This is a genomic window from Corynebacterium vitaeruminis DSM 20294, assembly GCF_000550805.1.
Taxonomy (GTDB): domain Bacteria; phylum Actinomycetota; class Actinomycetes; order Mycobacteriales; family Mycobacteriaceae; genus Corynebacterium; species Corynebacterium vitaeruminis.
The window spans coordinates 345,703-366,992 of the sequence record NZ_CP004353.1; the positions used below are offsets into that span (position 1 = coordinate 345,703).

Annotated in this window: 20 protein-coding genes; 12 read left to right on the forward strand and 8 right to left on the reverse strand. The window is 66.6% G+C overall.

Annotation, left to right across the window (positions count from 1 at the left end):
• Nucleotides 1-19: 19 nt before the first annotated feature.
• Genes B843_RS01715 through B843_RS01725 form a run of 3 tightly spaced genes read right to left on the reverse strand, consistent with a single transcriptional unit; the run spans nt 20 to nt 4,757 of the window.
• Nucleotides 20-1,240: a polysaccharide biosynthesis protein gene (locus B843_RS01715; protein ID WP_318532833.1), complete on the reverse strand. Its 1,221-nt coding sequence runs from the start codon at nt 1,238-1,240 to the stop codon at nt 20-22.
• 5 nt (nt 1,241-1,245) lie between these two features.
• Nucleotides 1,246-2,613 carry a M1 family metallopeptidase gene (locus tag B843_RS01720; RefSeq protein ID WP_025251802.1) on the reverse strand — a complete coding sequence of 456 codons (1,368 nt, stop codon included), beginning with the start codon at nt 2,611-2,613 and terminating at the stop codon, nt 1,246-1,248.
• Nucleotides 2,614-2,654: 41 nt separating this feature from the next.
• Nucleotides 2,655-4,757 (reverse strand): prolyl oligopeptidase family serine peptidase, encoded by a 2,103-nt coding sequence (locus tag B843_RS01725; RefSeq protein WP_038595131.1) that lies wholly within the window; start codon nt 4,755-4,757, stop codon nt 2,655-2,657.
• Nucleotides 4,758-5,317: 560 nt separating this feature from the next.
• On the opposite strand from B843_RS01725, the gene B843_RS13165 reads away from it, so the two are divergent.
• The 3 genes from B843_RS13165 to B843_RS01740 all read left to right on the forward strand — a co-directional run bounded on the left by B843_RS13165 (nt 5,318) and on the right by B843_RS01740 (nt 8,115).
• On the forward strand, nt 5,318-6,184 hold the full coding sequence (locus B843_RS13165) for an SRPBCC family protein (protein WP_025251803.1): 867 nt from the start codon (nt 5,318-5,320) through the stop codon (nt 6,182-6,184).
• Nucleotides 6,185-6,331: 147 nt separating this feature from the next.
• Nucleotides 6,332-7,747 carry a dihydrolipoyl dehydrogenase gene (gene lpdA, locus B843_RS01735; RefSeq protein WP_025251804.1) on the forward strand — a complete coding sequence of 472 codons (1,416 nt, stop codon included), beginning with the start codon at nt 6,332-6,334 and terminating at the stop codon, nt 7,745-7,747.
• Nucleotides 7,748-7,932: 185 nt separating this feature from the next.
• Nucleotides 7,933-8,115, forward strand: coding sequence for a DUF6767 domain-containing protein (locus B843_RS01740; RefSeq protein WP_025251805.1), 183 nt, complete (start codon nt 7,933-7,935; stop codon nt 8,113-8,115).
• Between the two features lie 99 nt (nt 8,116-8,214).
• On the opposite strand, the gene ramB is transcribed toward B843_RS01740, so the two are convergent.
• Nucleotides 8,215-9,639, reverse strand: a complete 1,425-nt coding sequence (ramB, locus tag B843_RS01745) for an acetate metabolism transcriptional regulator RamB (RefSeq protein WP_025251806.1) — start codon at nt 9,637-9,639, stop codon at nt 8,215-8,217.
• 582 nt (nt 9,640-10,221) lie between these two features.
• Here ramB and B843_RS01750 point away from each other — a divergent pair.
• From B843_RS01750 to B843_RS01780, 8 genes are all read left to right on the forward strand, one after another.
• Nucleotides 10,222-10,983, forward strand: a complete 762-nt coding sequence (locus tag B843_RS01750; RefSeq protein WP_025251807.1) for a succinate dehydrogenase cytochrome b subunit — start codon at nt 10,222-10,224, stop codon at nt 10,981-10,983.
• Between the two features lie 30 nt (nt 10,984-11,013).
• Nucleotides 11,014-13,029, forward strand: coding sequence for a fumarate reductase/succinate dehydrogenase flavoprotein subunit (locus B843_RS01755; RefSeq protein ID WP_025251808.1), 2,016 nt, complete (start codon nt 11,014-11,016; stop codon nt 13,027-13,029).
• Nucleotides 13,029-13,778, forward strand: a complete 750-nt coding sequence (locus B843_RS01760; RefSeq protein WP_025251809.1) for a succinate dehydrogenase/fumarate reductase iron-sulfur subunit — start codon at nt 13,029-13,031, stop codon at nt 13,776-13,778. The genes B843_RS01755 and B843_RS01760 overlap by 1 nt, the downstream gene beginning before the upstream one ends.
• A 77-nt stretch (nt 13,779-13,855) precedes the next feature.
• Nucleotides 13,856-14,200, forward strand: a complete 345-nt coding sequence (locus B843_RS01765) for a hypothetical protein (RefSeq protein WP_025251810.1) — start codon at nt 13,856-13,858, stop codon at nt 14,198-14,200.
• An 84-nt stretch (nt 14,201-14,284) separates the two neighbouring features.
• On the forward strand, nt 14,285-14,413 hold the full coding sequence (locus B843_RS14160; protein ID WP_269319720.1) for a hypothetical protein: 129 nt from the start codon (nt 14,285-14,287) through the stop codon (nt 14,411-14,413).
• A gap of 137 nt (nt 14,414-14,550) precedes the next feature.
• Entirely contained in the window at nt 14,551-15,852 is a 1,302-nt protein-coding gene (locus tag B843_RS01770; protein ID WP_025251811.1) for a DUF445 domain-containing protein, read from the forward strand.
• A gap of 59 nt (nt 15,853-15,911) precedes the next feature.
• Nucleotides 15,912-16,187 (forward strand): DUF2516 family protein, encoded by a 276-nt coding sequence (locus B843_RS01775; protein WP_051483428.1) that lies wholly within the window; start codon nt 15,912-15,914, stop codon nt 16,185-16,187.
• Entirely contained in the window at nt 16,188-16,754 is a 567-nt protein-coding gene (locus B843_RS01780) for a beta/alpha barrel domain-containing protein (protein ID WP_081751461.1), read from the forward strand. It begins immediately after the preceding gene.
• 34 nt (nt 16,755-16,788) lie between these two features.
• Here the strand turns inward: B843_RS01780 and B843_RS01785 are convergent, their stop codons facing one another.
• The 3 genes from B843_RS01785 to B843_RS01795 all read right to left on the reverse strand — a co-directional run bounded on the left by B843_RS01785 (nt 16,789) and on the right by B843_RS01795 (nt 19,127).
• Nucleotides 16,789-17,625 (reverse strand): LmeA family phospholipid-binding protein, encoded by an 837-nt coding sequence (locus tag B843_RS01785; RefSeq protein ID WP_051483429.1) that lies wholly within the window; start codon nt 17,623-17,625, stop codon nt 16,789-16,791.
• A 133-nt stretch (nt 17,626-17,758) separates the two neighbouring features.
• Nucleotides 17,759-18,592, reverse strand: a complete 834-nt coding sequence (locus B843_RS01790; RefSeq protein ID WP_025251814.1) for a methylase — start codon at nt 18,590-18,592, stop codon at nt 17,759-17,761.
• Between the two features lie 31 nt (nt 18,593-18,623).
• The gene (locus B843_RS01795; protein ID WP_025251815.1) at nt 18,624-19,127 is read right to left on the reverse strand and encodes a DUF2505 domain-containing protein; all 504 of its coding nucleotides are present in this window, start codon (nt 19,125-19,127) and stop codon (nt 18,624-18,626) included.
• Nucleotides 19,128-19,193: 66 nt separating this feature from the next.
• Between B843_RS01795 and B843_RS01800 the strand changes: the two genes are divergently transcribed.
• Nucleotides 19,194-20,306 carry a UDP-N-acetylmuramate dehydrogenase gene (locus B843_RS01800; RefSeq protein ID WP_244877360.1) on the forward strand — a complete coding sequence of 371 codons (1,113 nt, stop codon included), beginning with the start codon at nt 19,194-19,196 and terminating at the stop codon, nt 20,304-20,306.
• A 20-nt stretch (nt 20,307-20,326) separates the two neighbouring features.
• On the opposite strand, the gene B843_RS01805 is transcribed toward B843_RS01800, so the two are convergent.
• The gene (locus B843_RS01805) at nt 20,327-21,262 is read right to left on the reverse strand and encodes an aldo/keto reductase (RefSeq protein ID WP_038595149.1); all 936 of its coding nucleotides are present in this window, start codon (nt 21,260-21,262) and stop codon (nt 20,327-20,329) included.
• Nucleotides 21,263-21,290: the final 28 nt, after the last annotated feature.

Sequence of the window (21,290 nt, forward strand, 5' to 3'; positions counted from 1 at the left end):
AACCGCTCGGAGAAGGGGGCTACGCCTTGGCCCTGCCCAGCTGAATGCCCACCCCGTGCACGACGAGCCCCAGGGCGGGGCCGACGGTGAGCGCCAGCCACGAGGACACCGACAGCGGTAGGGGGCAGGCCAGCGCCACGATGGCGGCGAGGGTGGCCACGACCCAGCCCAGCAGGTAGAGCCCGTGGGCCTCCATAGCCACGGTGGCAGCGCCGGTGACCATGAGCGAGGCGGTGCAGGCCGCGCCGAGCGTCAGAAGACCCAGCAGCCAGCCGGGGGCCTGGTAGTCAGGACCCAGGATAGCGGGCATGAGCCACGGCCCGAGCAGCGCGGCAAGGCCCGCGCCGACGATGCCCACGCCCCACACGATGCCCAGCGGCCCGAGCAGCGAGCGCACCGTGCGGCGCTCGACGAAGCGGACGATGAGCGCGGACTGGAACTGCTGCAGCGGCACGAGGATCGGCGCGCGGGTGAGGGTCACGGCATAGATGACCGAGGCCGCGGTGACCAGCTCCGCCGAGGTATCCGGGTGCGTGAGGTGCACGATCGTGGGGAAACCCGTGATGAGGATAGCGGTCGCGCCCGAGGCGGCCATCGCGGTGACGGCGCGGCTTAAAAACTGGCGCGCCGGGACGTCGGCGAGCGAGAACAGCACCTTTCGCAGCGCGGGTGAGAGCGCGACGATGACCATCCAGCTCACCGCGCCCATGACCGTGACCACGATGAAGGCGAGCAGCTTCCAGCCGAGCAGCCAGGCGATCACGGACAGCACCATGCGCGAGGCCGAGTCGAGGCTGATCATGCCCGCGTACTCCCGCCAGAGCTGGTTGCCCGACAGCAGGCCTGCGATGACCGCCTGGATGGCGTAGCTGCCCAGACCCACCGCGAGCAGGACGATGCCGGAGAGTTGGTGCTCGGTGATCACCCGCGGCGCCCACACCGGCCCCGCCAGCGCGAAGACCACGAGCGTGATGAGCCCGATGACGAAGCTCATGCGGAACGGGCGCGCGGCATTGTCGGGGAAGCGGTGCTGGCGCGGGGGCTCGGAGACGCTCGCGTGCGCGGCGACGGCGCGGGTGGTCTCCTGCGTGAGCCCGGTGAGGATTCCGGTGCCCGCGAAGAACAGGCCCCAGTAGGCGGTGAATTCCTCGGCCATCGCTTGGTCGGCGCCGAAGGCGCGCGCGGCCACGATGATGACCACGAAGCCGGAGACGCCCGCGATGAGCGTGGCCAGGGTCATGTATTTCACTGCGGGAACTCCGGCAAGGCGGTCTTTTTCAGCCAGGCGTCCCAGAGCGCATCGAGCTTGTCGACGGCTACGCCCGCCGCCTCGGCCGCCCGGCGCGCCTCCCGGAGCAGGTCGATGGGCTCGACGACCGAGTGCCTTCCGGCTGCGACGTAGCTGCGGACCATGGCGAAGAACGCCTCGTCGCCGAGCAGCACGCGCAGGGCGTGGACGGTGAGCGCGCCGCGCTTGTAGACGCGGTCGTCGAACATGTCCTTGGCGCCGGGGGCGGCGAGCAGCAGGTCTTGCGGCTTGGAGGCGAGCACGTCGTAGTGCTCGCGGGCGGACTCGGCGGCGGTCTTGCCCGTCGAGTGCTCGAACCACAGCCACTCGGAGTAGCAGGCGAAACCCTCGTTGAGCCAGATGTCGTCCCACTGCGCAAGGCCCAGGCTGTTGCCGAACCACTGGTGGGAGAGCTCGTGGGCGATGAGCCGCTCCCAGTCCTTGTCGCCCTTGGCGTGGTTGGCGCCGAAGATGGAAAGCCCCTGGGCCTCGAGCGGGATCTCCAGCTCGTCCTCGGTGACGACCACGGTGTAGGAGGCGAACGGGTAGGGGCCGTAGAGCTTCGAGTAGAGCTCGAGCATGGCGCCCTGGTCGGCGAAGTCGTTGCGGAAGCCGGGGATGACCGCGGGCGGGACGTAGGCGTGGATGGGGGTCTTGGAGCCGTCGAGCTCGATCAGCTTGTACTGACCCACCTGCACCGTGGCCAGGTAGGAGGCCATGGGGTGGTTGGTGTGGTAGCGCCAGGTGGTGCGCGAACCCTTTACGGACTTGGAGTCCAGGGCGCCGTTGGCCACGACGGTGTAGGGGCTGTCCGCGGTGATGAGGAACTCGTAGGTGGCCTTCTCGTCCGGGGTGTCGTCGCAGGGGAACCAGCTGTGCGCCCCGCAGGGCTGGCTGGCCACGAGCGAGCCGTTGGACAGCTCCTCCCAGCCGATGGTGCCCCATGTGGAGCGCACTGGGCGGGGGTTGCCGGAGTAGCGGATGGTGAGCTCGAACTCCTGGTCCACCGGGATCGGGTCGTCGAAGGTGATGCGCAGCTTGGCGTTGGCGTGCCTAAACCGCGCGACGGTGACCTCGACGGCGCCGATCCCGCGGGCGGAGACCTCGGTGACGCGCAGGTGCGAGGCTAGGTCGAGCGTGAGCTGCTTGAGCTCCTGGTAGTTGTCCAGGCTCAGCGTCGCCACGGCCCTGAGGTGGTTGGGGGCCACCTTGTAGTCGAGCTCGAGGCGGTAGTGCCGAATGTGGTAGCCCAGGTTGAAGTCGATCCCGGTGTAGGAGTCGCGCGTTCCTGGGACGGGGGTTTTGCGGAGCCTGCTTCTAATCATCGCTTTCTCAATTTACTTCATGGGCTGTGGCGCGCGGCTGGCTAGGCGAGGTGGGCGAAGAGCCACCCGTAGACGAGCGCCTCCATCGCGGCGGTCTGGGCGTTGTCGGCCGCGCCCGCGTGGCCGCCCTCGGAGTTCTCGAAGTAGTCCACCGGCTGGCCTGCGCGCTTGAGGGCGAGCGCGAACAGGCGCGCGTGGGCGGGGTGGACGCGGTCGTCGCGGGTGGAGGTGGTCACCAGCGCCGGGGGATAGCTTTCGGATCTGGGCGCCGGCGGTACGCCGTCGACAAGCGACGTGGGCGACGTGGCGACGACCTGCGGGTTGAGCGCGATGTTGTGCAGCGGGGAATACTCGAGCAGCGCCTCGCGCTCTGCCCCCTCGGGGTCCCCGTACTCGGCCATCCAGGACGCGCCGGCCGACCACGTGTGGTAGCGGAGCATGTCCGTGAGTGGGACCTGGATGACGGCCGCGCCGATGAGCTCGGGGTAGCGGGTCAGCGCCACGGAGGTGAGCAGGCCGCCGTTCGAGCCCCCGCGCACGGCCAGCTGACGCGGGGTGGTGTAGCCGCGGGCGACGAGGTCGCGAAGCACCGCCTGGTGGTCCTCGTAGATCCGCATGCGGTTGTCGAGGATCACCGACTCGTGCCAGGCCGGTCCGAACTCGCCGCCGCCGCGCAGGTTGGCCTGGACGTGGAAGAAGCCGCGCTCGAGCCAGACGCCGCGGACGAAGGAGTAGCTGGGGACGAGGGAGACCTCGAAGCCGCCGTAGGCGTTGACCAGGGTCGGACGGGGCTCGCCCGCGTAGCCGTCCTCCTTGGATCCTCCGAAGCGGCCGGTGATGAAGTAGGGGATCTTGGTGCCGTCGGCGGAGGTGGCCCAGTGCTGGCGGGTGCTAAGACCGGTGGCGTCGAAGAGCGCGGGGGCCGTGGCCATGACTTCGGAAGGCTCCGCGTCCGAACCGGGCTCCTCGCCGAGCTCGAGCCGGTAGAGCGTGTCCGGCTGCGTGAACGAGCTTGCCCCCAGCCACAGCTCCTCACTGTCGTCGTCGGCGGCGACGACGCGGCAGGTGGTGAGCTCCGGAAGCGGCAGCGGCCTGTGCTTACCGCCGAGGTCGTCGAGCGGGACCGTGACGATCGTGGAGGCCACGTTGTCGAGGATCGTGATCACCAGGTGCCCGGCGGTGGTGGAGAGGTCCTGCAGGCTCGTCGTCGCGCTGGGCGTGAACACCGCGGTGAACTCCCGCGCGCCGCCAAGGAAGGCGTCGAAGTCGATGACCCCCAGCCCACCCGCGGCGATGCCTGCCCACGGGGTGCGCGGGATGAGGAACATCCAGTTTTTGTGCACCACGATCTGCGCGTCCTCGGGAAGCTCGAGGATCTGCAGGCCGTTGTCGGTGAGCACGAAGGTGTGCGAGCGGTAGAAGTCGAGGGTGCGCCTGGCGAAGAGGCGCTCGTAGCCGGGGTCGGTCTGCGCCCACGCGGAGATGACCAGGTCGTCGGAGTTGCCCGAGAAGAACTCGGCGGATGCGTGAAGGTCCTCGCCGCGGTGCCACAGGTGGGCGCGCGCCGGGTAGCCGGAGGTGGTCAGGCTCCCGCCGCCGAAGTCGGTGCACACGAGGATCGTGTCGCGGTCGACCCAGCTGACCTGTGTCTTCGCCTCCTCGACGGCGAAGGGGAAGGCGGCCACGAACTCGCCGCGCTCGAGGTCGAACTCCTTGATGACGACCGCGTCGGCGCCGCCGCGGGAGAGTCTCACGAGCGCCCGGTCGAAGTGGTGGGGGCGCACGTGCGCGCCCTTCCACACCCAGTTCTCGCCGTCCTCGCGGGCGAGCGCGTCGACGTCGACGAGCACCTGCCACCCGGCGGCCGCGAGGGATCCGGACTGGATGAGCCGGTAGTTGTCGAGGGTGGTGCGCCGCCACAGGCCGCGCGGGTTGGCCTCGTCGCGCCAGAAGTTGTAGAGGTACTCGCCGCGGCGGGTGACATACGCGATGCGGGCATCGGTGTTGAGCCCGGCCTCGATGCGTTCGCGCAGGGCCTCGTCGCGGAAACGGGCGGTCTCGCTCGACCAGGCCGCCGCCCAGTCGAGCGCCCGGGGATCGTCGATGTCAAGCAGGAACTCGTCTGGCGTACTCACTTTTCCCATCCTACTGCCCCGCAGCTGGGGGCCCGGGGCGTCATTTGCCGCGCCCGTCCGGGAAACAAATGTAACGAGCGGGAGGAATTCGGCGCTTAACTCAAGTAGAGTCCTCACTTAGGTCTTAGATCAGACACTCGCAAACTTGTAAGAAAAGGATTTGAAAATGGATCAGATTTTCGAGCAGATCGTTCTCGCCGTCAACACCGCCCTCGGCGCTGGCATCCACGCTGGCTCCTCCGGAATCGCCCTCCTGTCCTCCGCACTCGGCGTCTTCTAACTTCATAAGGTCGGCTCCGCGCCGACGCCGACGCGTCTCCCGAAGTGCCCCGCCTTGGGGCCTTGGGAGGCGCGTTTTGTGTTCCGGCTCTTCGGCACTTCGGCTTCTTCGGCTTTTCGGCGAGGTCGCGTACGTTCGTGTCGCAGCGCCCGCGCCCGTTCCTGCCGTGTCCCGCCCCTGGCAGGGGCAGGTTCGCGCGAAACCCCGGCCCGCCCTAAGCTCAGGGGGAACGCTCGACGCGGGAAACCCTTACCCCAAAACCCGCCGACACCCCGAGAAAGAGGTCCCCATGCCCACCGCAACCGGCGCCATTCGCAACAACTGCGAGCTCACCTTCTCCCGCACCGTCCCGCTCACCGTCGACGAGGCATGGTCCGCGCTCACGGAGTCGGAGAAGCTGGCCACCTGGTACGGGCCGTGGTCGGGGGATCCGCACGGCGAGATCGCGGTGACCATGATCGCCGAAGAGGGTCAGCCCACGATGGCGATGCGCGTTTTAAGTTGCGAGAAGCCGCGGGGCTACGTGGTCCAGGCGCTGGGGGAGTACGCCTGGCGCCTCGGCATCGAGATCGAGCCGGGTGCCGAAGAAGGCACCGAGGCGGGTCATGCCGTGGTTACCCTCGTGCACTACCTCGCCAAGCAGGACGCCGAAATGGTCGACTCAATCGGGCCGGGCTGGGATTACTACCTCGACTGCTTCGTCGCGGCCGTGACCGGCGGTAATCCCCGCGCCCTCGACTTCAACGACTACTTCCCGGCGCTGCAGGGCCACTACGAGGAGCTGAGAAAGCAGCTCATCTTCCTCGACGAGAAGGCGCCAGGCGCGGGTCTTCTTGCCTCGCTTCTCGACGCCAAGGCGGAGGTCCTCGATTCCATCCGTGCCTTCGAGTCCGAGCGGCACGCGATGTCGCTTCTCGACGACTCGGAAAAGACCGACAAGCGCACCACAGTCTTCGTCAACACCGCCGACCTCGTGTGGGGCTGGATCGCCCAGCACCCGGGGGAGGAGCACTCCCTGTTCGCCGTGGCGAAGAAGGTCAGCGGCCTGGGCGAGGACGAGCTCATGGGCCAGCTCGGGGAGCTCGTGGAGGGCTGGGAATTCCGGGATCCCGAGTTCGTCGCCGTGGTCGAGGCCGACGGCGGGCTGAGGTTCTAGGGGAGGGGATGGAGGCTCGGCGCCGACAGGCGTCGAGAAGCGAGAAGCGCAACCCTCACCCCTCGCCGCGAGCTGCGGGTTTCCCCAATTGCCGAGAATAGGGGCAAAAGGCGACAAGTGGGTGTCTCTTTAACTATCCTTGGTTGCGTGACTGAACATTATGACGTAGTAGTACTCGGAGCTGGCCCTGGCGGCTACGTCTCCGCCATCCGTGCAGCCCAGCTTGGCAAGAAGGTTGCCGTCGTCGAGAAGCAGTACTGGGGCGGTGTCTGCCTCAACGTCGGCTGCATCCCGTCGAAGGCGCTGCTGAAGAACGCCGAGGTTGCCCACACCTTTAACCACGAGGCCAAGACCTTCGGCATCACCGGCGAGGTCTCCTTCGACTTCGGCGTGGCCCACGCTCGCTCCCGCAAGGTTTCCGAGGGCATCGTCAAGGGCGTGCACTACCTGATGAAGAAGAACAAGATCACCGAGATCGATGGTCTGGGCTCCTTCACCGACGCCAACACCCTGCAGATCTCCGAGGGCAAGGACGCGGGCAAGACCGTCACCTTCGACAACTGCATCATCGCCACCGGCTCCGTGGTTCGCTCCCTGCCGGGCGTGACCATCGGCGGCAACATCGTCTCCTTCGAGGAGCAGATCCTCAACAACCAGGCTCCGAAGTCCATGGTCATCGTGGGCGCGGGCGCCATCGGCATGGAGTTCGCCTACGTGCTGTCCAATTACGGCGTGGACATCACCATCGTCGAGTTCATGGACCGCGTGCTCCCGAACGAGGACGCCGACGTGTCCAAGGAGATCGCCAAGCAGTACAAGAAGCTGGGCGTGAAGCTCCTGACCGGCCACAAGACCACCGCCATCCGCGACCTCGGCGGCGACGCCGGCGTCGAGGTGGACGTCGAGTCCAAGGACGGCTCCAAGTCCGAGACCATCAAGGCCGACCGCGTCATGGTCTCCATCGGCTTCGCCCCGCGCACCGAGGGCTACGGCTTGGAGAACACCGGCGTTGCCCTCACCGAGCGCGGCGCCATCGCCATCGACGATGAGATGCGCACCAACGTCCCGCACATCTTCGCCATCGGCGACGTCACCGCCAAGCTGCAGCTGGCCCACGTGGCCGAGGCGCAGGGCGTCGTGGCCGCCGAGGTCATCGCCGGCGCCGAGACCCAGATCCTGGGCGACTACATGAACATGCCGCGCGCGACCTTCTGCAACCCGCAGGTCGCCTCCTTCGGCTACACCGAGGAGCAGGCCAAGGCCAAGTTCCCGGATCGCGAGATCAAGGTCGCTACCTTCCCGTTCTCCGCGAACGGCAAGGCGCAGGGCCTGGCCGAGTCCGCTGGCTTCGTCAAGATCGTGGCCGACGGCGAGTTCGGCGAGCTCATTGGCGCCCACATGGTCGGCGCCAACGTCTCCGAGCTCCTGCCGGAGCTGACGCTGGCTCAGCGCTTCGACCTGACCTGCGAGGAGATCGGGCGCAACGTCCACACCCACCCGACCCTGTCCGAGGCGATGAAGGAAGCCGCCGAGGGCATCATGGGCCACATGATCAACCTCTAGAGCGTCCCCGCTTTTGCACCGCGACCCGCGCGCGCCGAACATGGCGTGGCGCGGGTTTCGGCGTCTTCGGGGTGCGTGGCGGTCGGGGAGGGGCAGTCGGGGACGAGCGCACCGCAAGTGTGGCCTTTGCAACGCAAATTAATTCGAACTATGCCGTGTTTAACCGCCGGGTTTAGGATGAGGTCATGCACGTCGACGCGAAATGTCCCATCCGCTTCGGGGAGCCCTGCTCCCTGTGCGTCCCCGGCGCCCACGGCCCCCAGGATTGCCAGCTCGTCGCGCTCGTGCGCGAGGATCCGGACCTAGCGGAGCTGCGCGCCGAGATGATCGCGCGGAAGAAGGCCGAGAAGGCTCAGAGCGCGGGGTAGCGCGCCCCCCTTTGCTCCTGCTTTCCGACGCCTTCGGCAAGAAACGTGGGTCCGGTGCCGTAGGCGTCGGCAAGCGCGAAAAACGCGGCCTGGCCGGGCCTAGTACGGCGCGACGCTGGAGCTGTGGGCGTCGATGGTGATCGTGCGGTTGATCGACGGAAACGCGCGCTGGGCGCAGTTCTCGCGCGAGCACACGCGGCAGCCCGGGCCGATGGGGGTGGCGTTGGAGAAGTCCTCCACGTTGAGCCCCTCCGCGTAGACGGTGCGCTCGGCGTGGCGGGCCTCGCAACCGAGCCCGATCGCGAACAGCTTGCCGGTCTCCCCGAAGCGCCCCTGGTGGTGGCGCACCGTGCGGGCGACCCAGAGGTAGTTGCGCCCGTCCGGCATCTGCGAGAGCTGGCGCTGGATGGTGCCGGGGTTGGTGAAGGTGTCGTAGACGTTCCACAGCGGGCACGTGCCGCCGGAGTGGGTGAAGTGGAAGCCGGTGGCCGACTGGCGCTTGGACATGTTGCCGGCGCGGTCGACGCGCACGAAGGTGAACGGGATGCCGCGCAGCTTGGGGCGCTGCAGCGTGGACAGGCGGTGACATAGCGTCTCGTAGCCGACGCCGAACATGAGGCAGAGGTACTCGATGTCGTAGCCGTTGCGCTCGGCCTCGGCGTGGAAGAGCTCGTAGGGGAGCATGACGGCGGCGGCGAAGTAGCTGGCCACGCCGCGCAGCGCGAGCGTGCGCGCCTCCTCGGTGTTGAAGTGGCCGCCGTCGACGGCTTCCTCGATGAGCGGGCCGACCTCGAGGTAGCCGAGCTCGGCGGCCATGCGGAAGGCGCGCTGGCCGGCGATGAGCCGCGAGGACAGCGTGAGCGTCTTGGACGCGCGGTCGAGGAAGTGCAGCCGGTTGCCGATGTTCGCGCTGGTGGTGACGGTGACCCCGTGGCGGGACTCGAGCCGCTCGGCGAGCGCCTGCTCGGTCTCGCGGACGGAGAAGACCTTCACGCCCATCTCGACGGCGATGGCCTCGGCGCGGCGGTCGATCTCGTCGAGGTAGTTCTGGCGGGCGTAGAAGAAGTCGCGCACCTCGTCGTGCGGCATGGACAAGGCCTGGGCGACCGTGCCGGTGGCGCTGGGCGCGCTGTGGCGGACATCGGTGGCCACGGACAGCTTGTCGCGGACGTTGCGGTAGCGGCGGTGCATGTCTACCAGGACGCGGGCGATGTCGGGGTGGTTCTGGACCATCTCGTTGAGCTCGTGCAGCTCGAACGGGCTGGGGCACAGCTCCTTGTCCAGCGCCACGTCCTGAATCTCTGCGAGCAGGCGGGAGTCATCGTCGCGGGAGAAGAAGGTGGCGTCGACGCCGAAGGTCTCGGTGATCTTGTTGAGCACCGCGAGCGTCAGCGGACGCACGTCGTGCTCGATCTGATTGACATAGCTTGCGGACAGCCCAAGCGTGGCCGCCAAGGACGCCTGGCTGAGGTCGCGCTCGCGGCGCAGTTGTCGCAGGCGTGATCCAACGTACGTTCTTCCCATGCGCACGATCTTAACGTGATTCCAGTCACGAATGTGGAGGAATTAGCAAAACTTCTTAACAAGGTTGGAGAGTTGCCCGGTTGCCCTGCGTATTGCCCGAGGTGGGCGGCGTTGTGGGGAGGTGCGGTGGGGGTGGGGGTACTCGCTTGTCGACGCCTTCGGTACCGGACTCGGATTCCTCGCCGTAGGCGTCGACAAGCGAAAGCAAAAAGGGGGCGGACGGGACGGGGGCTAATGGGCGCGGAGAAGTGTGACTGGAGTTAATTCCTGTGATTTGCGGGCGCGTTTCCGGCTCTTGCATTGAATTACGCATTTCGATTGATCCCGAAAGGGTGGATGATAATTAAAAACGGTAAATATTGCGTTAATTCGGGTGGAGGGGATTGTCACTTCACGCTCGGTGAAAATATGCCGGTAGGGGGCTATGACCCGCGCGCGCGGGACGGCGAAACCGAGTTAAGGCTAACCTAAACTGCCTGTGACCTTCTTGTTTGAACGGGTGTGAGGTGGATCACTGGAGTGTGTACCAAGTGGTTTACTGGGCAATTTACCTAATAGAGTAAAGCCGACACTGGAGGTGCCATGACTGCAAATAACATCGACCGTGACGCCATCGCTCACGGCAAAATCACTGAAAAGCCGCTACGCGAGCGGCCCAAGTACCCAACCTGGGCGCTGAAGCTGACCATGGCCATCACTGGCCTGATCTTCGCTCTCTTCGTCGTCGTCCACATGGTGGGTAACCTGAAGGTTTTCCTTCCTTTCTACGAGGACGGAACCGCCCCTATCGACCACTACGGCGCTTGGCTGAAGGAAGACGTCCTTTACCCGCTGGTTCCGCATGGTTGGTTCATCTGGATCTTCCGCATCGTGCTGCTGATCGCCATCGCGCTGCACATCTACGGTGCGTTCGTCCTGACCGGCCGCTCTCACCAGTCCCGCGGTAAGTTCCGCCGCACCAACCTGATCGGTGGCATGAACTCGTTCACCACCTCGACCATGCTGGTGACCGGTATCATCCTGCTGGCCTTCATCCTCTTCCACATCCTGGATATGACGATGGGCGTCGCTCCTGCCGCATCGAGCTCGTTCGTCCACGGCGAGATCTACAACAACATGATCGCTGGCTTCAGCCGTTGGCCGGTCACGATCTTCTACGTGATCGCCATGCTGGTGCTGTTCATGCACCTTTCCCACGGTATCTGGCTGGCCTGCTCTGACCTTGGCATTACCGGTAAGCGCTGGCGTGCAGTCCTGCTCTTCTGCGCCTACCTGATCCCGGCCATCGTCATGATCGGCAACATTTCGATTCCTCTCTCCATTGCCCTGGGCTGGATTTCTTAAGAGTCGATAGGACGAAAAGGTAAACACTTAATGAGCACTCATTCTCAAACCGCTACTCGCCCTGAGTTCAGCCACCCAGCATCCATCGTCCCGGGCGTCGTTCCCGGAACCGTGCTGGAGTCCAACGAGCCTCACGGCGTCCCCATGAAGGACATGTGGGAGTACCAGAAGGATCACATGAACCTGGTCTCCCCCCTGAACCGTCGCAAGTTCAAGGTTCTCATCGTCGGTACCGGCCTGTCCGGCGGCGCCGCCGCAGCCGCCCTCGGCGAGCTCGGCTACAACGTGAAGTCCTTCACCTACCACGACGCGCCGCGCCGTGCCCACTCCATCGCCGCACAGGGTGGCGTTAACTCCGCCCGCGGCAAGAAGGTCGACAACGACGGCGCATACCGCCACGTCAAGGACACCGTCAAGGGTGGCGACTACCGCTGCCGCGAGTCCGACTGCTGGCGCCTGGCCTACGAGTCCGTCCGCGTCATCGACCACATGAACGCCATCGGCGCTCCGTTCGCACGCGAGTACGGCGGAACCCTGGCCACCCGTTCCTTCGGTGGTGTGCAGGTCTCCCGTACCTACTACACCCGTGGTCAGACGGGCCAGCAGCTGCAGCTGTCCACCGCTTCCTCGCTCCAGCGCCAGATCCACCTGGGCTCCGTTGAGATCTTCACTCACAACGAGATGGTCGACCTCATCGTCACCGAGAAGGACGGCCAGAAGCGCTGCGAGGGCCTGATCATGCGTAACCTGATCACCGGCGAGCTGACCGCTCACACCGGACACGCCGTGATCCTGGCTACCGGTGGTTACGGCAACGTGTACCACATGTCCACGCTGGCGAAGAACTCCAACGCCTCCGCCATCATGCGTGCGTACGAGCAGGGTGCCTACTTCGCATCCCCGTCGTTCATCCAGTTCCACCCGACCGGCCTGCCGGTCAACTCGGAGTGGCAGTCCAAGACCATTCTGATGTCCGAGTCCCTGCGTAACGATGGCCGCATCTGGTCCCCGATCGTTCCTAACGACGACCGCGACCCGAACACCATCCCCGAGGAGGAGCGCGACTACTTCCTCGAGCGCCGCTACCCGGCATTCGGTAACCTCGTCCCCCGCGACGTGGCTTCCCGCGCGATCTCCCAGCAGATCAACAAGGGCCTGGGCGTTGGACCGCTGCACAACGCGGCTTACCTCGACTTCCGCGACGCCATCCAGCGCCTCGGCGAGCCGACCATCCGCGAGCGTTACTCCAACCTCTTCCAGATGTACGAAGAGGCCATCGGCGAGGACCCGTACAAGGCCCCGATGCGTATCGCCCCGACCTGCCACTTCACCATGGGTGGCCTGTGGACCGACTTCAACGAGATGACCTCCATCCCCGGTCTGTTCGCAGCCGGCGAGTGCTCCTGGACCTACCACGGCGCTAACCGCCTCGGCGCAAACTCCCTGCTCTCGGCTTCCGTCGACGGCTGGTTCACCCTGCCGTTCACCATCCCGAACTACCTGGCCAACCACCTCGGCGAGGACGCCCTGTCCCCGGAGGCCCCGGAGGCTCAGGCCGCGCTGGCACGTGCCCAGGCGCGCATCGACAAGCTGATGAACATCAAGGGCGACAACCCGCACGGCCCGGAGTACTACCACCGCCAGCTCGGCGAGATCCTGTACTTCTCCTGCGGCGTTGCTCGTAACATCGAGGACCTCAAGGACGGCATCGAGAAGATCCGCGCCCTGCGCAAGGACTTCTGGGCCAACATGCGCATCACCGGCAACAAGGACGAGCTGAACCAGGTTCTGGAGTACGCCAACCGCGTTGCCGACTACATCGACCTGGGCGAGCTCATGTGCGTCGACGCACTTGACCGCGACGAGTCCTGTGGTGCACACTTCCGCGACGATCACCTCTCCGAGGACGGCGAGGCAGAGCGCGACGACGACAACTGGTGCTTCGTTTCTGCATGGGAGCCAGGCCAGAACGAGGGCGACTTCATTCGCCACGCTGAGCCTCTCGTCTTCGATTCGATCCCGCTGATGACAAGGAATTACAAGTAATGAAACTGCATCTTGAAATCTGGCGTCAGGCCGGTCCCTACTCTGAGGGCCACTTCGAGTCGATCAACGTCGACGACGCTGTCTCGCAGATGTCCGTGCTGGAGCTGCTCGACCACGTCAACAACGGTCTGATCGAGGAGGGCAAGGAGCCCTTCGCGTTCGCTTCCGACTGCCGCGAGGGCATCTGTGGTACCTGTGGCCTCATGGTCAACGGCCGCCCGCACGGCCTCGAGAAGAACCAGCCTGCCTGCCAGCAGCGCCTGGTGAACGTGGCCGACGGCTCCACCCTGAAGATCGAGCCGTTCCGCTCCGCTGCCTTCCCGGTCATCAAGGACATGATCGTCGACCGCTCCGCTCTGGACCGCGTCATGCAGCAGGGTGGCTACGTCTCCATCAACGCAGGCACCGCTCCTGACGCGGACACCCTGCACATGGACCACAAGACCGCCGAGTTCGCACTGGACCACGCAGCCTGCATCGGCTGTGGTGCTTGTGTCGCAGCCTGCCCGAACGGCGCTGCACACCTGTTCACCGGTGCGAAGCTGGTTCACCTCTCCCTCATGCCGCTGGGCAAGGAGGAGCGTGGACGCCGTGCCCGCGACATGGTCGACCAGCTGGAGACCACCTTCGGACACTGCTCCCTCTACGGCGAATGCGCCGACGTCTGCCCCGCAGGCATCCCGCTGACCGCCGTCGCAGCTATCAACAAGGAGCGCGCTCGCGCATTCTTCTCCAACAAGGACCACTAGGCTAGACTCTAAAGTCCAGCCCGGTTTTTGAACGAAGAATCCGCACGACTCCTTCTAAGAAAGGCACGTGAACTCTCATGTCTCAGAGCAACGTGAGCACCACTGAGGGCTACCCAGTGTTCGCTGACCGTCCGCACTACATCGACGGTTACGATCCCTCCAGCCTTTACGCTCCGCACTCTTCCCTGCAGCGCACCAGCACCTGGGTGGGAATGGGCCTCGTCCTGACCTCTCTCGCTGGCTTCGGCATCCTGATCTTCGGCTTCGCGGCCGGTGGCTTCGGCTCCCAGGAGCACTGGGCAACCTTTGCTACCATCGGCGCGCTGATCGCCGCGGCTTGCCTCGTCGGCGGCTTCGGCCTGATCACCTACGGTCGTCGCTTCTACCGCCAGTACCGCGCAGAGACCGGTCGAGTGAACTAAGGTCACGAGACACCTCCAAGAACGAGGGCTTCGCACGCAGAGTGTGGGGCCCTCGTTTTCGTTCGCCGGATTACCCTTGAAGTCATGCGCAAACTGATTGTCGTCTTGGCGGCCCTCATTACGCTGCTGGTGGCGTTCAACTTCGCCCGCCTGGCGCTCGAGTTGTGGGACAGCCCGCCGCCCGCGTCGCATGAGCAGGTGGTCCCTGCCTAGCTCGCTTGTCGACGCCTACGGCGAACAGCCGTCGCTTGCGGAACTTACCTAGGCGGCTTGAGCGTTGAAGTGTGTGGCGGGGCGATCTTAGTGGCAACGTTCGCCCCACGAGGAAAAGGAAGAGCAAAGACACCCTCATGACAACCATGGAAACCAACCGGCTGGCCGTGCCGGGTCCTAGCCCCGAGGTGGAGGCGGAGCGCCGGCGCGCGCTGCGTGTGCACAAGGCGATCGCCACGGGCCTGCTGCTCGTCGCGGCGGTCATATTCCTCGCGTGCCGCTTTTACGAGTCCACCGGCAACGCGGGCGATTGGGTCGGCTTCGTGCGCGCGGGCGCCGAGGCCGGAATGGTCGGCGGGCTCGCCGACTGGTTCGCCGTGACCGCGCTCTTCCGCTACCCGCTGGGCCTGAAGATCCCGCACACGGCCATCATCCGGCGCAAGAAGGACCAGGTCGGCGAGGCGCTCAGCGGCTTCGTGGGGGAGAACTTCCTCAACGCCGAGCTCATCACCGAGAAGGTCTCCAAGGCCAAGGTTCCTGAGCGCGTGGCCGAGTGGATGGTCGTCGAGGGCAACGCCCAGAAGGTCTCCCGCGAGGCCGGCAAGCTGGTGGCCAACGCCACCCGCGCGCTGGACCCGCAGGACGCCGAGGCGGTCATCCGCACAGCGCTGGTCGACCGCATCGCCGAGCCCGCCTGGGGCCCGCCGCTCGGGCGGACCCTCGACCAGCTCATCAACGAGGGGCAGACCGAGCCCATCGTCGAGCAGCTCATCCAGTGGATGCACCGCAAGGCGCTGTCCAGCGAGGACCTCATCGTGCGCATCCTCGACGAGCGCGCGCCGACGTGGGCGCCGAAGTTCATCAACGACATCGTGGGCGACAAGGTCTACCGCGAGCTCGTCACGTGGACGGAGCAGGTCGCCAACGACCGCAACCACGAGGCCCGCCAGGCCGTGCGCCGGTTCATCTACCAGTTCTCCCAGGACCTCCAGTACGACCCGGTGATGATCCAGCGGGTCGAGGACATCAAGCACGACGTCATGGGCTCCAAACCCGTCCAGGACGCGGCCAAGACGGTGTGGAGCCAGACCTCGGCGGCCATCATCGCGGCGGCCGAGGACCCCGAGTCGATCCTGCGCACCAAGCTGGTCGAGCTCACCATGCAGTGGGGCCAGCGGCTGCGCGACGATGACGAGCTGCGCGCCTCGCTGGACCGCCGCATCACCGGCACCGCCGCCTTCCTCGCCGACAACTACGCGGGCGAGGTCACCAGCATCATCTCCGAGACGATCGAGCGTTGGGACGCCGACGAGGCCAGCGACAAGATCGAGCTCATGGTGGGCAAGGACCTCCAGTACATCCGCCTTAACGGAACCGTCGTGGGCGCGCTGGCGGGTCTTGCCATCTACACTGTCTCCTATCTCTTCTTCGGGGTCTAACCCCCGCGCCCCGCACCTTCTTAGCCTGTTAGGAACCTATGACTCTCACATTTTCGACCATGATGGCCCTCCTGTTTCAGATCGGCAGCATCATCCTGGCGCTCTCGGGCCTGGTGGCCGCGGTGCTCGCCGGGATCACCCGCGACGACGCCTTCGAGGCCGCCGACCGCCAGAACAAGTGGATCTGGGTCTCGATGCTCGCGCTGTCCGCGCTCATGGTGTGGCTGCGCTTCCCGTTCCTGTCCTGGATCGGGCTGGTGATCATCGGCCTCTACTGGTTCGACGTGCGCCCGCAGATCAAGGACCTTCTCAGCGGCAACGGCGGCTGGCGTTAGATGGCCGCGGTGGACACGGTCCTGCTGCTCGACGACCCCGCGGCGGGTGCGGGCGAGGTGCGAGAGGCCGTAAGAGAGGCGCTCGCCTCCGGCTCCGGCCTGTGCGTGGAGCCCTCGCTGCTGCACGCGGTGGGGGCGGGGGATCAGGAGATGACGGTGGCCACGTGGGCGGGCTACCCCACGGGCAAACACCACACGCTCGTCAAGGCCTCGGAGGCGCGGCTGGCCGTGCAGTTCGGGGCGACGCACGTGGCGCTGGTGCCGGACCTCGCCGCGGTCGGGGATGCCTCGGCGTTTATGTCGGAGCTCATCTCGGTGCGCGAGGCGGTGCCCAGGCCCGCGAACCTCGGGGTCGTGCTGGAGACCACGTTGCTCGCCGCCGGGGTGCTCGAGAAGGCCGCCGCGATGGCCGTGAAGTGCGGGATGGACTTCATCGTCGCGGGGACCGCGCGCTGCGACGCCGAAGGCGTCGACACGCTGCGGCACAGCGGACTGCCCGTCGCGGTCGTGTGCGGGGTGGACGAGGCAACCGCCTTCGTAGCGGACAGCTACTGGGTCAGGGCATAAAAGTACCGGTGCGGGAGCTCCCGCACCGGTTTTTCTAGCTGTTGGCCGCCTGCTCGGCGTCCTCGAGCGAGCTGAGCGGCACGTTGGTTCCCACCACGTGGATCTTCACGCCGCCGTCGACCACGGTGACGTCCGCGAGGCTCAATCCCGGGCCGATCTCCTGGAGCTTCTGCGAGAAGCCCTGCGTGAGCGCGTCGGACACCTCCGTCGGCAGCGAGACGCCGAAGATGCTGGCGTTCTCCGCGGTGAAGGTGAGCTTGCCGTCCTGTGCCTGCGGGCGCAGCGTCAGCGCGGCAGCGCCGTTGGTGATCTGCACGTCGACGGTGCCGTTGGCAGGGTCGGAGGTGATGCCCGTGACCGTAACCAGCTGCTGGATGAGCTGGCCCGCGAGCGCGCCGAGGTCGAGCTGGTCGCCCGTCGCCCCGTTCAGGGTGGTGCCCGTGGCACCGGAGTTGTTATCGGCCATCTGGCGCTGCACCACGGCGAGCAGGTACTCGTCGGTCATGGTGGTGACCATGTCGACCGACCCGGCCGTGGCGTTGTCGTTCGCCGCGAAGTCGAGGTCCTTCATGGTCACGTGCGACTCGGGCTGGCCGGTGATAGTCGGGGCCTCACCAGCGGTGCCCGCGGTGATGGTCACGGTCGACGGCGAATCGACGGTGACCTCGGGGATCTTGCCCGTGGCCATGCCCAGAATCAGCGGCGAGGCGCCGAAGGAGACGGAGGCCTTCTCGCCCGTGCTGGAGGCCTGCATCTGGTCGCCCAGCTGCTTGCCGATGTACCAGCGCAGCCCGAACTCCGCCACGAGCAGGAGGACGATGACGCCGACGATGATTCCGAGGAGGGTCTTGCCCAGTTTTGAAGTACGCATCGGTTCCATAGTGGTCTATCGGGGCGGGTTTGACCACTTCCGCACCGCGCAGGTGGCCCCCACGTTGCGAGAAAAATACCGTCGAACTGCGTTTATACGGGTTTGCTAGGAGTTGCACGTCGCTTGCCGACGCCTACGGCGCGACGACCTCCCACGGCAGCGTGATCTGGTTGTCACGCACCGGGCGCCGGATCGGGGCCAGGGGCAGTCCCTCGGCGGCCAGCATCTTCCGGGCCTCCCGCCAGCGCACGCGCGGGCCGTAGGTCGCCCACGGGGCGGCGCGGTCCCAGGCCTCGTCGCAGCGGGCAAGCACCTCGTGGATCTTCTCGCCGGGGACGTTGCGGTGGATGAGGATTTTCGGCAGGCGCTCGGCCACATCGGAGGGGCGCTCCACGTCGAAGGGATCCCAGCTGAGGGTCAGGGACCGCGGGCCGAAGGCGTCGAGAAGCACCCAGCTGGAGCGGCGACCGATCTCGTCGCAGGTGCCCTCGACGAAGAAGCCGCCGGGTGCGAGCCGCGAGCAGACCAGCTCCCAGGCGTCGATGACCTGGTCGACGTCGTACTGCCGCAGCACGTTGAACGCGCGCACGAGCGTGGGGGAGTAGCCGGCCAGCTCGAAGCCGCCGAGCTCGAAGGAGACGCCGTCGCGGGGCGCTAGGACGCGCTCGGGGTCGATCTCGAGGCCGATGACGCGGACGTCGCTTCGCACCGTGCGCAGCCAGCGCGCCCATTCGACGGTGGTGGTGAAGCTCGCGCCGTAGCCCACGTCGAGGGCGAGCGGATCCTCGCTGCGCAGGAGCGCGCGGCGGATGTCGGGGTGGTTGGCCACCCAGCGGTCGCAGCGGCGCAGCCTATTGAAGCCGGTGGTGCCGCGGGTGATCACGCCGACCGGTTTCGCGGACCGCGAACGCGAAAGACCACGCCCCTGCGCGAAGCTCGCGCGCAGATTGTGGGCGTGGTCAGCCATGAAAAATGCGGTCCTAGCAGAGGTGGAGAACTTAGAGGTTCTCGGAGATCCACTGGTTGGTGAGGTTGCCCTCGTTGTTAAACAGCTCGCCGAGCGCCTCGCCGACCTTCGGCTCGATGGCCGGGCCCATGAACGGGATGTTGACGGTGATCTCGTTGGCGTACGCCAGGGTGGTGGTGTCGCCCTCGCCGGTGATGGTGATGTCGCCCTTGAAGTCCACCGGGGTGCCCTTGACGTCGGCGGTGTAGTTAGCGGTGGCGGAGGTGCCGTTGAGCGCGGAGACGGTGTAGACGCGCTTGACCTTCAGCGCCTGGGAGATCATGGCGCGGACGGCCTCGGGGAGGATCTCGAGTGGGAGCACCTCGAAGAGGGTGGCCACGGCGCCGCCGTCGGCGGCGGCGAACTCGTGGACCTCGCCCGGCTCGGGGCTCAGGGTCTGGGCGACGTATGCCCAGTAATCGGCGTTGGTCAGAGCGGCGTGGACCTTGTCCACGGGCTGGTTGATAACGACGGTGTTCTCACTACGTGAAGTCATGACTTACAGACTACCTTTAAAAGGGTGTCTGAAAAATCCAAGCTCCCGTTTGCCGTTCTCGAAGCGATCGAAGCCCTCCCCAACGTCGTGGTCGACGCCACCTCTTTCGCCGAGCTGACCACCCTGCACGTCGGCGGCACGCCGCTGGCTACCGTGCGCTGCGCCTCGCGCGATGCGGTCTGCGCGGTTGTTGCGCTGCTTGACGACGCCAAGGTGCCGCTGCTCATCGTCGGCGGAGGCTCCAACCTGCTCATCAACGACGGCGAGGTCCCGCTGGTCGCGGTGGTCCTCGAGTGCGACGAGGTGGACCTGCACCTGGGCACCGGCACGCTCGTGGCCGAGGCGGGCGCCGTGTGGGACGAGGTGGTCGACATGGCCGTGGTCTCCGGGCTCGGCGGCATCGAGTGCCTGTCCGGCATCCCCGGCTCGGCGGGGGCCACCCCGGTGCAAAACGTGGGCGCCTACGGGGCGGAAATCGCCGACGTGCTTACCCGCGTCGAGCTCCTCGACCGCGAGACCCACGAGCGCGCGTGGGTGGAGGCCTCGAGCCTCGAGCTCGCCTACCGCTACTCCAACCTGAAGTTCACCTCGCGCGCGGTGGTCCTGGCCATCGAGCTCCAGCTGCGCACCGACGGGCTGTCCGCCCCGCTGCGCTTCGGCGAGCTCGCCCGGGTGCTGGGCATCGACGCCCCGCGCGGCGGCGAGGAGATCCGCTGGCCGATCGCCGAGGTCCGCGAGGCCGTCCTCGGCCTGCGCCGCGGCAAGGGCATGGTCTACGACGAGGCCGACAACGACACCTGGTCGGCCGGGTCTTTCTTCACCAACCCCATCGTCGACGCGGAGGTCGGCGAGAAGGTGCGCGGCATCGTCGCCGGGCGCCTAGGCGCCGAGGAGGCGGCGAAGATGCCGTGCTTCCCGGCAGGCGAGGGCAAGGTGAAGCTCTCGGCGGCCTGGCTCATCGACCGCGCGGGCTACGCCAAGGGCTACCCGGGGCACGGACGGGCGACCTTGTCCACCAAGCACACGCTCGCGCTCACCAACCGCGGCGAGGCCAGCGCCGACGACCTCGTGGCCCTAGCCCGCGACATCCGCGGCGGGGTGGCCAGCGCCTTCGGCGTCACGCTTGAGCCGGAGCCGGTGTGGGTGGGGCTGAGCATCGACGAGCCAGCCCAGTCCTAGCTAAGGCTCTAGAACCTCTACTAGGGGCAGTTGCCGCCGCGGACCGTGGTGAGCAGCTCGTACCACTCCAGGCGGGTGAGCTTGCTGGGGGCCAGGGCGTCCCTGCACGAGGCGATGCGCTCGGCGTTGGTGGTGCCGATGACCGGCACGATGCCCGCCGGGTGCATGGTCAGCCACCACAGGACGATGGTCGCGGGCGTGGTCTCGTGCGTCTGGGCCAGCTCGCGGACCTTGTCGGCGGTGGGGGAGCTGACCTCCGGCGCGGAGAATGCCCCGCGGGCCAGCGGCGACCAGGCCTGCACCTGCACCTCGTGGTCGGCGCAGTACTCGACGGTGCCGGGTTGGTAGTCCGAGCCCGGGCGCGAGCCCGTGAACGGGGCGTTCATGGCGTGCTCGACGAAGCCGCGCGCCGAGAGGCTGAGCTCGAGCTGGTTGGCCACGGGGTAGGAGCCCACCTCGTCGGCAAGCCGCTCGACCTGCCAGGCGGAGTAGTTGGACACGCCCCACGCCCCGATGGTGCCGGAGTCGAGCGCCGACTTGATCGCGAACGCGGTGTCCTTGAGATCCATGAGCGGGTCGAAGCGGTGCAGGAGCATGATCTCCGGCGCGCGCCCGAGCTTGCGGGCGCTGAGCTCGATGGCCTCGCGGATGTACGTGCCCGCGGAGTTGTAGCGCGTCCACGGGTGCTGCAGGTTGGGCAGCTGGATGGAGCACTTGGTCTGCACCCTGAAGTGGCGCTCCAGCTCCCGATCGCGCTTGAACACCTCGCCGATGACGCTTTCCGACGCCCCATGGCGGTAGATGTCCGCCGTATCGAGGGTGTCGATGCCGATCTCCTTCGCCTTCTCCAGCACCGCGTGGGCGAGATCGATGTCGGCCGGTTCGTAGTCGGGGGACTCCCACGAGCCGCCCAGGCCCATGGTCCCCATGATGAGTCGCTTGTGTGTGGGCTTCATAGCCTCAAGCCTAGGCTCAGCGCGCGAC